11 protein-coding genes are annotated in these 12,330 nt (G+C 44.5%); all 11 read left to right on the forward strand.

Translation table 11 applies throughout. From position 1 onward, the window contains the following. Positions 1 to 160 precede the first annotated feature (160 nt). The 11 genes from purC to guaC all read left to right on the forward strand — a co-directional run bounded on the left by purC (position 161) and on the right by guaC (position 12,299). Positions 161 to 886 (forward strand): phosphoribosylaminoimidazolesuccinocarboxamide synthase, encoded by a 726-nt coding sequence (gene purC, locus IGJ01_RS07325; RefSeq protein ID WP_430601570.1) that lies wholly within the window; start codon positions 161 to 163, stop codon positions 884 to 886. Then, positions 877 to 1,149 (forward strand): phosphoribosylformylglycinamidine synthase subunit PurS, encoded by a 273-nt coding sequence (gene purS / locus IGJ01_RS07330; protein WP_005230018.1) that lies wholly within the window; start codon positions 877 to 879, stop codon positions 1,147 to 1,149. The genes purC and purS overlap by 10 nt, the downstream gene beginning before the upstream one ends. Then, on the forward strand, positions 1,146 to 1,823 hold the full coding sequence (purQ, locus tag IGJ01_RS07335; protein ID WP_016613328.1) for a phosphoribosylformylglycinamidine synthase subunit PurQ: 678 nt from the start codon (positions 1,146 to 1,148) through the stop codon (positions 1,821 to 1,823). Before purS ends, purQ begins: the two co-directional genes overlap by 4 nt. Next, positions 1,816 to 4,044, forward strand: a complete 2,229-nt coding sequence (gene purL / locus IGJ01_RS07340; RefSeq protein ID WP_430601571.1) for a phosphoribosylformylglycinamidine synthase subunit PurL — start codon at positions 1,816 to 1,818, stop codon at positions 4,042 to 4,044. Before purQ ends, purL begins: the two co-directional genes overlap by 8 nt. Beyond that, positions 4,029 to 5,453, forward strand: a complete 1,425-nt coding sequence (purF, locus tag IGJ01_RS07345; RefSeq protein WP_016613330.1) for an amidophosphoribosyltransferase — start codon at positions 4,029 to 4,031, stop codon at positions 5,451 to 5,453. The genes purL and purF overlap by 16 nt, the downstream gene beginning before the upstream one ends. Positions 5,454 to 5,568: 115 nt before the next feature. Further along, on the forward strand, positions 5,569 to 6,615 hold the full coding sequence (gene purM / locus IGJ01_RS07350) for a phosphoribosylformylglycinamidine cyclo-ligase (RefSeq protein WP_005236392.1): 1,047 nt from the start codon (positions 5,569 to 5,571) through the stop codon (positions 6,613 to 6,615). After that, positions 6,612 to 7,196 carry a phosphoribosylglycinamide formyltransferase gene (gene purN, locus IGJ01_RS07355; RefSeq protein ID WP_430601572.1) on the forward strand — a complete coding sequence of 195 codons (585 nt, stop codon included), beginning with the start codon at positions 6,612 to 6,614 and terminating at the stop codon, positions 7,194 to 7,196. The genes purM and purN overlap by 4 nt, the downstream gene beginning before the upstream one ends. Beyond that, on the forward strand, positions 7,189 to 8,724 hold the full coding sequence (purH, locus tag IGJ01_RS07360; RefSeq protein ID WP_087664212.1) for a bifunctional phosphoribosylaminoimidazolecarboxamide formyltransferase/IMP cyclohydrolase: 1,536 nt from the start codon (positions 7,189 to 7,191) through the stop codon (positions 8,722 to 8,724). Before purN ends, purH begins: the two co-directional genes overlap by 8 nt. 16 nt (positions 8,725 to 8,740) lie before the next feature. Continuing rightward, positions 8,741 to 10,027, forward strand: a complete 1,287-nt coding sequence (purD, locus tag IGJ01_RS07365) for a phosphoribosylamine--glycine ligase (protein WP_087664211.1) — start codon at positions 8,741 to 8,743, stop codon at positions 10,025 to 10,027. A gap of 169 nt (positions 10,028 to 10,196) precedes the next feature. Further along, entirely contained in the window at positions 10,197 to 11,111 is a 915-nt protein-coding gene (locus IGJ01_RS07370) for an aldo/keto reductase (protein WP_086317297.1), read from the forward strand. Positions 11,112 to 11,321: 210 nt separating this feature from the next. Beyond that, positions 11,322 to 12,299, forward strand: a complete 978-nt coding sequence (guaC, locus tag IGJ01_RS07375; protein WP_086317478.1) for a GMP reductase — start codon at positions 11,322 to 11,324, stop codon at positions 12,297 to 12,299. The last annotated feature ends 31 nt before the right edge of the window (positions 12,300 to 12,330 follow it).

The raw sequence follows: 12,330 nt of genomic DNA on the forward strand, positions 1-12,330 counted from the left end.
GGTAAACTTGTTTGACGGGATAAAAGGCGAACATTCGTGTTTATTAATGTGTAAATGTACAGATAATCGTTGACCCGCTTTTTCAGCGTTGTTAGAATAATAAACAAATAAAGATGTGTGTCATCGCTATGTGAAAAATAATACTTAACTGAGGTGGAATATGGAATCAGAAGTGCTTCTTTATGAAGGAAAAGCCAAGAAATTGTTTAAAACCAACGAAGAAGATGTGTTGAGAGTCCTTTATCTGGACCAAGCAACTGCGCTGAACGGTTTAAAGAAAGATGCAGTCGCAGGGAAGGGTGCCCTAAACAATCAGATCACTGCGCATCTTTTTCAGCGTTTAGCTGATAAAAATGTCCCAAGTCACTTTCTTCAATTAGTGTCTAAACACGAACAATTAATTCGAGCTGTCACCATGATTCCTTTAGAAGTCGTTGTTCGCAATACGGCTGCTGGTAGTTTTTCAAAGCGCTTGGGCATCGAAGAAGGAACCAGACTGCCAAAGCCGATCGTGGAGTTTTACTACAAAGAGGATCGCTTAGATGATCCGTTTATCAATGACGATCATGTGTTCTATCTGGGTCTTGCTACAAAAGAGGAACTGGACCAGATCAAAAAACAGGCGCTACAAGTCAACGCTGCGTTACTGGAAATCTTTGCAAGTATCCAGATTCAACTGATCGATTTTAAAATCGAGATCGGAAAAACCAAGAAGGGCGAGTTGCTCCTGGCTGATGAGATCTCACCAGATACTTGCCGCTTATGGGATATGGGTACAAATGAACATCTTGATAAAGATGTCTATCGTCGTGATTTAGGGGACATCGTTCCTGTTTATGAAGAAGTTTTAAATCGTTTAGAAAAGGAGAATTCAACATGTATTTAGTCAAAGTTTACGTCACTTATAAGGAATCTGTTTTGGACCCTCAAGGAGAAGCCGTCAAAGGAGCTGTTCATCGCTTAGGATATCAAGATGTCAGTGATATTCGTATCGGGAAATACTTTGAAATCAAAGTGACACCTTCCAACAATCAAACACAAGCAGCAGTAGCAGAGGAGATTGAAGCGATCTGTGACAAACTTTTAGCAAACGTCAATATGGAAACCTACCGTTATGAAATAGTTCAAATGGAGGAAGCAGCCCTATGAAATTTGCAGTGATCGTCTTTCCTGGATCAAATTGTGATGTTGATTTGATGTGGGCAATCAAAGATATCATGGGGGCAGAAGCAGAATATGTGCGCCATGATGCAGAAAGCTTAGCCGGTTTTGACGGTGTTTTGCTTCCAGGAGGATTTTCTTATGGTGATTACTTAAGATGCGGAGCGATTGCCCGTTTTTCTACGATCATGTCAGAGGTCATTCGTTTGGCAAATGAAGGCAAACCTGTCTTTGGTACCTGCAATGGGTTTCAAATTTTAACGGAAGCGGGCTTGTTACCAGGGGTTTTACAAAGAAATGAATCATTGCATTTTATTTGCAAGCCGGTCCGTCTGCAAGTGAATAATCGAACAGCTTTTACTTCTGAATATGAAACGGATCAAGTCATTACGCTTCCTGTCGCTCATGGTGAGGGCAATTATTATTGTGATGAAACGACTTATCAGGAATTGGTTGCCAACAATCAAATCGTTTTCCGTTATGAAGATAACGTCAACGGCAGTCTACACAATATCGCTGGTATCTGCAACAAAGCAGGCAATGTCCTAGGCATGATGCCCCATCCAGAACGAGCGATGGAAAGTTTATTAGGCTCAGAAGATGGCAAGAAGTTTTTTGCTTCATTATTGAAAAATTTTGGGAAGGTGCCGGTAAATGGATAAAATGATCGTAAAAGAACCTACACCACAAGAAATCAAAGACACGAAATTATACGAGCAATGGGGATTGACCCAAGAAGAATATCGGATGATCTCAGAAGATATTTTGGGACGTTTACCAAACTATACCGAAACTGGACTCTTTTCAGTGATGTGGAGTGAACATTGTTCTTACAAAAATTCCAAACCTGTTTTGCGGAAATTCCCGACAGATGGGCCGCAGGTACTGCAAGGTCCGGGAGAAGGTGCGGGTATCGTGGATATCGGCGATGATCTAGCTGTCGTATTTAAAGCGGAAAGCCATAATCATCCTTCTGCGGTGGAACCTTATGAAGGAGCAGCAACTGGTGTTGGTGGAATCATCCGCGACATCTTCAGTATGGGAGCAAGACCGATTGCTGTTTTAGACTCCTTACGATTTGGTGAGTTAGATAATCCAAGAACGAAATATCTTTTGGAAGAAGTCGTTGCTGGGATCAGTGGCTATGGCAACTGTATTGGGATTCCGACCGTCGGTGGTGAAGTGGCATTTGATCCTTGTTATGAAGGCAATCCATTAGTCAATGCCATGTGTGTAGGGATCATTGCTCACAAGGATATTCAAAAAGGGCAAGCCAAAGGTGTTGGAAACACCATCATGTATGTCGGCGCAAAAACAGGACGCGACGGGATACACGGGGCGACTTTTGCATCGGAAGAATTTGTCGAAGGAGAAGAACAACAACGTTCCGCCGTACAAGTCGGTGATCCTTTTATGGAAAAACTCTTGTTGGAAGCTTGTTTGGAATTGATCGTGGATCATTCGGACATTTTAGTCGGGATTCAAGATATGGGCGCTGCTGGATTGGTTTCTTCTAGTGCCGAGATGGCATCAAAAGCCGGATCAGGTTTGCGCTTAACGTTAGATGATGTTCCACAACGAGAAACCAATATGACGCCTTATGAAATGATGTTGTCAGAATCCCAAGAGCGGATGCTGATCTGTGTCAAAAAAGGGCATGAAGCTGAAGTGGAAGCCCTCTTTAAGAAATACGATCTAGAAGCAGTCGTGATCGGTGAAGTGACGGATGATGGCAACTATCGTTTGTTCCATCATGGACAGGAAGTCGCTAATTTACCAGTGGATGCTTTAGCTGAAGATGCACCGACTTACTACAAAGAGATGGCAGAACCAGCACGGATCAAAGTGTTTAAGGAAACACCGGACTTTGTTCCAGTGATTCATTCAGCAACGTCTGTATTTGCGGATCTGCTGCAGCAGCCGACGATCGCTTCGAAACGCTCGATTTTTGAAACCTACGATTCGCAAGTTCGTACCAATACCGTGGTAGGACCCGGCAGTGATGCGGCCGTTTTACGAATCAAGGGAACCAATAAAGCCTTGGCGATGACGACTGACTGTAATGCTCGTTACCTTTACTTAGATCCTGAAGTCGGCGGACAGATCGCAGTTGCAGAAGCTGCTCGAAATATCGTCGCTTCCGGTGGGCGTCCATTGGCGATCACTGACTGCCTTAACTTCGGCTCGCCAGATAAACCAGAAGGATTCTGGGAGTTATCTACGGCTGCTGACGGGATCTCAGAAGCTTGTCGTGTACTAGAGACACCAGTAGTCTCCGGGAACGTCTCCTTATATAACGAAACGGACGGACAATCGGTCTATCCAACGCCTGTAATTGGGATGGTCGGATTGATCGAAGAGCTGGCGCATATCACGACGCAGCATTTCCAAGCAGCAGGGGATGTGATCTATGTCCTAGGGGAAACCCATGCTGATTTCAATGGGTCTGAATTGCAAAAACTGCAGACAGGAAAGATCGCTGGGCGTTTAATGTCCTTTGATCTTGAAACAGAAAAAACGAACCAACATTTGGTTACCGCAGCGATCCAAGCAGGTCTTGTTCAAAGTGCCCACGACTGTGCCGAAGGTGGTTTAGCGATCGCTTTAGCCGAATCCGCTTTTGACAAGGGCTTTGGTCTAAATGTGACCGTGTCATTGCCAGCAGCACAATTGTTTTCAGAAACCCAATCCCGTTTTGTGCTTTCAGTCGCACCTGATAAGCAAACAGCTTTTGAAGCACTGGTAGGTGCTGCTGCAATAGCGATCGGGGAAGTGACTGCTGATGGCCAGATTCGCATGCAAGCACAAGATGATACGATCGAGATGCCCCTTACTGAGGCGAAATTGAAATGGGAGGAAACCATTCCATGTTTAATGAAGTAAAGAGCCTCAACGAGGAATGTGGGGTTTTTGGTGTTTGGGGTCATCCAGATGCCGCTCGTGTCACCTACTTCGGACTACACAGTTTGCAACATCGCGGCCAAGAAGGTGCTGGGATCGTCACGAATGATGCGGGAAAACTCAATGGTCACCGTGATTTAGGGTTGCTAGCGGAAGTGTTTTCGGATGAACGTGTCCTCCAGCGTCTGACAGGAGATGCTGCCATTGGTCACGTTCGTTACGCAACTGCTGGTAATGGTAGCGTTGATAATATTCAACCATTTTTATTCAAATTTTTTGATCAGCAGATTGGCTTAGCACATAACGGCAACTTGACGAATGCGAAAAGTCTACGGAAATCATTAGAAGAGGCTGGTGCGATTTTCCACTCGAATTCCGATACAGAGATTCTCATGCACTTGATCCGTCGCAGCGAAGAACCGCTTTTTATGGATCGGGTCAAGGAGGCATTAAATCAAGTTAAAGGTGGATTTGCGTACCTTTTACTGACGGAAAATGCCATGATCGCAGCACTAGACCCCAATGGCTTTCGGCCATTGTCAATCGGGAAAATGGTCAATGGTGCTTATGTGGTGGCTTCAGAAACCTGTGCGTTGGAAGTCATCGGTGCGGAATTTATTCGTGATGTCCGACCGGGCGAAGTCGTGATCATTGATGATGCAGGCATTCAAATCGAGCAGTATACCCAAGAAGTACAACCGGCGATTTGTTCGATGGAGTTTATTTATTTTGCCCGTCCTGATTCCAACATCGCTGGCGTCAATGTTCATCGTGCCCGTAAAAATATGGGCCGTCGCTTGGCAAAAGAGGCGCCGATCGAAGCGGATATGGTCATTGGTGTACCGAATTCATCCTTATCTGCTGCCAGCGGGTACGCAGAAGCTTCAGGTATTCCTTATGAATTGGGCTTAGTAAAAAATCAATACATTGCACGAACGTTTATTCAACCGACACAGGAGTTAAGAGAGCAAGGCGTGCGAATGAAGCTCTCAGCTGTTCGTGGCGTAGTCGAAGGCAAACGAGTGATTCTAGTCGACGATTCGATCGTCCGAGGAACCACCAGCCGCCGTATCGTGCAACTGCTAAAAGAGGCAGGTGCCAAAGAAGTTCATGTGCGTATCGGTTCGCCGCCTTTGCGCTATCCATGTTTTTACGGGATCGACATTCAAACGAGAAAAGAATTGATCGCAGCCAAATATACGGAAGCTGAGATTTGTGAAAAAATCGAAGCAGATTCTTTGGCCTTTTTAAGTGAAGACGGGTTGATCGAAGCGATCGGTTTAGATTTCGACGCACCTTACTCAGGATTGTGTATGGCCTATTTCAATGGCGATTATCCAACCCCTTTGTATGATTATGAAGAAAACTATCTCGCGTCTTTAGCTGAATAAATTGTAGGCAAAAATGGTTTTTCAAACGAAGCAGTGAAGGACCGCTGGTTTACTTGCGTTAACGACGAATGAGCTGAATGAAGAAAAGCGGATGAATGATTGAGGAGGAACGAACGTGGCAAATGCATATGCAAAAGCCGGTGTCGATGTCGAAGCCGGTTATGAAGTAGTCGAACGGATCAAAAAGCATGTGAAACGAACAGAACGGCTAGGCGTGATGGGGGCAATCGGGGGCTTTGGTGGCTGTTTTGACTTATCATCGTACCAATTGAAAGAACCGGTACTCGTTTCTGGGACAGATGGTGTAGGAACCAAGCTTTTGTTGGCGATCCAACAAGAACAGCACACAACGATCGGCATTGATTGCGTCGCGATGTGCGTGAATGATATCGTCGCTCAAGGGGCAGAACCTATCTACTTCCTTGACTATGTTGCAGTTGGTAAAAACGATCCGGCAAAGATCGAACAAATCATTGCTGGTGTCGCAGAGGGCTGTGTGCAAGCGGGGGCTGCCCTGATTGGTGGGGAAACCGCTGAGATGCCGGGGATGTATCAGCCAGAAGAATATGATCTTGCTGGTTTCGCCGTAGGGATCGTCGAAAAAAGTCGCTTGATCACTGGAGAAACCATTAAAGAAGGCGATGAGCTGATTGGTTTGCCTTCTTCAGGCATTCATTCCAATGGGTACTCTTTAGTCAGAAAAATCTTTTTTGAACAGCATGGCTATACAGGAGCAGAAACGTTTGCGGAACTTGGTAACCAAACGCTTGCAGAAAGTTTATTGACGCCAACGAGAATTTACGTTGATGCACTGAAACCTTTATTGACAGAAGGATTGTTAGCTGGAATTTCTCATATCACTGGTGGCGGCTTTGTTGAAAATATCCCACGGATGCTGCCTGAAGGACTTGCGGCAGAAATCGCCTTAGACACTTGGCCGCAGTTGCCAATATTTGATATGATCGCTACTCATGGCGCGATTCCTCATCAAGAAATGTTCGAGATTTTCAATATGGGTATCGGTATGGTCTTAGCCGTTGCGCCAGAAAATGTTGCGGCAGTGATGGCACTTCTATCCGCCAATGAAGAACAAGCATACCGGATCGGTAAAGTGACCAAACGTAACAACGAAGCCGTTTGCTTCAAAGAGGCAGTCCGATGAGGATCGCCGTCTTTGCTTCTGGAACGGGCAGCAATTTTACCGCGATCGCCGATGCGATCCAGGCTAATGAAATCAAAGGGGCGCAGATCAGGTTGGTCTTTTCCGATAAACCTACAGCGCCAGTAATAGAAAAAGCCCGCGCGAGAGACTATGAAACGCTTGTCATAGAGCCAGCGGCATTTGCATCAAAAGCAGCCTTTGAAAATAAATTGATCGAAGAATTGCAGGATCATGCCATCGATTTTATTGTTTTAGCAGGGTATATGCGAATCATCGGCAACACTCTATTATCCGCTTATGAAGGCAGAGTCATCAATATCCATCCCTCCTTGTTGCCGAGTTTCCCAGGTAAATCTGGGATCGCCGATGCCTTCGCTTACGGCGTGAAAGTGACGGGAGTGACGGTTCATTATGTCGATGCCGGCATTGACACAGGGCCAATCATTGCCCAAGAAATCGTTCGGATCGACACCGACGATACATTAGCAAATGTGACAGAAAAAATTCATCAAGTAGAACATCAAATCTATCCAGCTGTTTTAGCTGAAATCGTGGAAAAGGGGCTATCGAATCGTGAATAAACGTGCATTAATCAGTGTGTCTGACAAAGAAGGACTCGTACCATTTGTCCAAGAATTGACCAATTTAGGATTTGAGATTATCTCAACTGGCGGGACAAAAACGGCCTTGGAACAAGCGGGGCTTCAACCGATCGGCATCGAAGCGGTCACAGAATTTCCTGAAATGATGGATGGTAGGGTCAAGACGCTACATCCACGGGTGCATGGTGGTCTGTTAGGACGGCGTGATCTGCCTTCTCATATGGAGGCAATGGCTGAGCATGGCATTTTACCGATCGACCTTGTTGTCGTCAATCTTTATCCATTTAAAGAAACCATCAGTAAGCTTGACGTCACAGAAGCCGACGCAATCGAAAATATCGACATCGGCGGACCAAGCATGCTACGTTCTGCGGCGAAAAATCATGCCTCAGTAACTGTTGTCGTTGATCCCGAGGATTACGACTGGGTTTTAACTGAGCTGAAGGAAGGCAATACGACTTTGGCATCAAGAAAGAAATTAGCTGCCAAAGTCTTCCGCCATACCGCCGCTTACGATGCCTTGATTGGTGAATACTTGACCAAAGCGGTGGCTGAAACAGAAACAGAGACCTTGACGAAAACCTATGTTTTGAAACAAACATTGCGTTATGGTGAAAATAGTCATCAGAAAGCTTCATTCTATCAAGATGCATTACCCGTGCCCTATTCGATTGCCAGCGCAAAACAAATCCACGGCAAAGAATTGTCTTACAACAACATTAAAGATGCTGATGCTGCCTTGCGGATCGCAGAAGAATTTACAGAGCCGACTGCGGTAGCCCTCAAGCACATGAATCCATGTGGAATCGGAAGTGGAGAAACGATTGCTGAAGCTTTCCAAGAAGCTTACGAAGCAGACCCAGTGTCGATTTTTGGCGGGATCATTGTTTTGAATCGTCCAGTTGATGTGGCAACTGCGGAGAAACTGCAGCGGATTTTTCTTGAGATCATCATTGCACCTGCATTTGAAGAAGAAGCACTAGAAATCTTAACGAAGAAAAAAAATCTGCGCCTGCTGGTTGTTGATTTCGAAAAAGCAGTCAAACAGCCAGAAGTTGTCTCTGTCCTTGGGGGCTTATTGGTGCAAGAACCAGATGATCAAATGGAAACACCAGAAGATTGGACCGTGGTGACAAAGAGAAAGCCGACACCAGAAGAAATCGCAGCTTTGGCATTTGCTTGGAAAGCGGTGAAACACGTGAAATCTAATGCCATCGTTTTAGCCAATCAACAGCAAACCGTCGGGATCGGCGCTGGTCAAATGAACCGCGTGGGTTCGGTGAAAATCGCCGTCGAACAAGCCCGTGAAAACAATAAATTGGCCGGTTCAGTGCTGGCAAGCGACGCCTTTTTCCCAATGGATGACAGTGTTGAATATGCAGCGCAACAAGGAATCAAAGCGATTATTCAACCTGGTGGCAGTATCAAAGATCAAGAGTCGATCGACATGGCAGATAAATACGGTGTGGCGATGGTCTTTACTGGTGTTCGTCATTTTAAACACTAAGAAATAGGAGAAGACGATGAAAATACTTGTTATTGGTAGTGGCGGTAGAGAGCATGCCGTCGCAAAAAAGTTTCTGCAGGATCCTCAAGTGGAAACAGTCTTTTGTGCGAAGGGCAATCCCGGTATGCGAAAAGACGGGATCAAGACAGTCGCAATTGAAGAGTCCGATCATGAAAGTCTAATTGCTTTTGCTCAAGAGCAGGAGGTTGATTGGACCTTCGTTGGTCCGGAAGTTCCGTTGCTAAATGGCATCGTAGATGATTTTCAGGGGGCGGGCTTGGAAATTTTTGGCCCCAATCGCCAAGCAGCGATGATTGAAGGATCAAAAGAGTTTGCCAAAGAATTGATGCGAACCAATCACATTCCAACAGCAGACTATCAAAGCTTTACAGATAGTGCCCAGGCAAAAGCCTATATCCAACGTAAAGGTGCGCCAATCGTCATCAAAGCAGATGGTTTAGCGGCGGGCAAAGGCGTGGTTGTCGCGGAAACCATTGAAGAAGCAAACGCAGCAGTCGAAGCGATGCTGGAGCAAAATGCTTTCGGTGAAAGTGGTGCAAAAGTGGTGATCGAAGAGTTTTTGGCTGGCGAGGAGTTTTCGCTATTGGCATTTGTGAAGGGCGAAGCCGTCTATCCAATGGTCATTGCCCAAGACCATAAACGTGCCTTCGATGGCGATTTAGGTCCGAATACAGGAGGTATGGGGGCTTATACGCCGGTACCGCAGATTCCGCAAGAAATGGTCGATCAAGCGGTAGCAGAAGTTTTACTTCCTGCAGCAAAAGGGATGATTCGCAACAATACACCGTTTACGGGGATTCTCTATGCAGGTCTGATTGCTACCAATGATGGACCGAAAGTCATCGAATTCAATGCGCGTTTCGGCGATCCAGAAACACAAGTCGTGTTAAGTCGTTTAGATAGTAGCCTGGCACAGATCATTGATGATCTCTTGCAGGATCGAGAGCCCGCGATCCGCTGGAATCAAGCGGCTTCGATCGGTGTCGTGATTGCATCGCAAGGATATCCTGGCAAGTATCATCAAGGAATGCCTGTTCCATCTCCTCAAGGAGAAGGAACACAATTCTTTTATGCAGGAGTGGAGGAGACTGCTGATCAAGGCGATTTGACGGCAGCTGGTGGTCGTGTTTTTCTTGTGGAAGCTTCAGCTGAGGATTTAGCTACTGCCCAAAAGAACGTCTATGAAGCAATCAATAAATTGCCTTTGTCGGGTTTGTTTTATCGAAATGACATTGGTGACAAAGCCTTACACTATAGCAACTCATCAAAGGCGATGAAGTAAAGAACGTTTCAATGCGTAATGCAAATTGAAAGTAAAGGATGACTGCCAGTAGAACCAATCGGTTGTGCTGGTGGTTTTCATTTTATAGGAGGTTTTTTTGACGTTGGTGTAGCGTTTTCATCTTGTTGTGCTAAAATAAGAATGTAGTTTAAATAAGGAGGAACTTTACGTGAAAAAAATTAAATTCGGTCCCACTGATTTAGAAGTATCTAGCGTGATTTTAGGTTTGATGCGAATCAACAATGCCAAAGACCCAGTGAAAGTATTGACGACAGCGATTGAAAATGACATTACCTTTTTTGACCATGCCGATATATATGGTCGCGGTGAATGTGAAACGATTTTTGCAGAAGCGTTAGCAAAAACGGCAGCTAAAAGAGAAGATTTATTTATTCAATCAAAATGCGGCATCGTTCCAGGTGAAATGTTTGATTTTTCGAAAGAGCATATTATCTCTTCTGTGGAAGGTAGTTTGCAACGATTGAAAACTGATCATTTAGATGCGTTATTATTGCATCGCCCTGACACTTTGTTTGAACCAGAAGAAGTGGCAGCAGCCTTTGACCAATTAGAAAAAGACGGTAAAGTGAAATACTTCGGTGTCAGCAATCAAAAACCTGGTCAAATCGAATTGTTGAAAAAATATGTTTCCCAACCTTTAGTAGCGAATCAGCTGCAATTCGGGATCATGCATACGGGAATGATCGATCAAGGAATTCATGTCAACATGACGGATGCTGGTAGTGTCGATCATGATGGAGAAATTCTAGAATATTCTCGCTTGCATGAGATGACGATCCAAGCTTGGTCTCCGTATCAGTATGGTTTCTTTGAAGGGGTCTTTATCGGTAACGAGAAATTCCCAGAGTTGAACGAAAAATTGACCGAACTAGCGGACAAGTATCAAACGACACCGACAGGTATTGCTTCTGCGTGGATCTTACGTCACCCTGCAAACATGCAAGTGATTGCTGGAACGATGACCCCACATCGGATCGAAGAAATCGCGCAAGCATCTTCGATCGTATTGACCCGCCATGAATGGTATGAAGTGTATAAAGCAGCAGGGAACATCTTGCCTTAATTTATACGTAAATTCCGTTTTATTCAGTTGTTATAAAGATGAATGTTCGCGAAAGACGAACATTCATCCTTTTTTTTCAAAAAGTATTTCTAAAAAGCTTGTATTTCATTTCCAGGTGGTTTAAATTGTTGTGGGCGTTAAAAATAGGCTGATGCCATTTGATGCTTGCTTCACTCTTAGTAAGATTTGGAGGATATTTTTATGTTTGACATGAAAGTTTTTGATTACGAAGATATACAACTGATTCCTAACAAGTGTATCGTGAACAGCCGTTCAGAATGTGATACCACGGTGACATTAGGCGGACACTCGTTTAAAATGCCTGTTGTTCCTGCAAATATGCAAACAATTATTGATGATTCAATCGCAGAATTTTTAGCTGAAAATGGCTATTTTTATATTATGCACCGCTTTGATGAAGAAGCACGGATTCCATTCATCAAAAAAATGAAAAGCCGCGGCTTGATTAGTTCAATCAGCGTGGGTGTCAAAGAAAATGAATATGCCTTTGTAGAAGAACTAGCTGAGAAAGAGCTTGTTCCTGATTTTATCACGATCGATATTGCCCATGGTCACTCAAACGCCGTGATCAATATGATTCAACACATCAAGAAGCATTTACCAGAAACGTTTGTGATCGCTGGAAATGTTGGAACGCCAGAAGCAGTTCGTGAATTGGAAAACGCTGGCGCCGATGCAACAAAAGTCGGTATTGGACCAGGGAAAGTTTGTATCACAAAAATCAAAACTGGTTTCGGGACTGGAGGATGGCAATTGGCAGCATTACGCTGGTGTGCCAAAGCTGCTCGCAAACCAATCATTGCAGATGGTGGCATTCGGACACACGGCGATATCGCTAAATCTGTCCGCTTTGGTGCAACCATGGTCATGATCGGTTCATTGTTTGCTGGGCATGAAGAATCACCAGGAGAAACCAAGGTAGAAAATGGCGTTGTAATGAAAGAATACTTTGGTTCTGCATCAGAATTTCAAAAAGGTGAAAAGAAAAACGTAGAAGGAAAGAAAATTTGGATTCAATACAAAGGTTCTTTAAAAGATACGTTAGTTGAAATGCAGCAAGACTTGCAGTCATCGATCTCTTATGCAGGTGGAAAAGATTTAGAATCGATTCGTAAAGTGGATTACGTAATCGTGAAAAATTCGATTTTCAATGGAGATACTATTTAAGCTGGATACTGAAGAAACGGCCTTTTAGCGG

Source organism: Enterococcus sp. AZ089, assembly GCF_050547225.1.
GTDB classification, from domain to species: domain Bacteria; phylum Bacillota; class Bacilli; order Lactobacillales; family Enterococcaceae; genus Enterococcus_D; species Enterococcus_D entomosocium.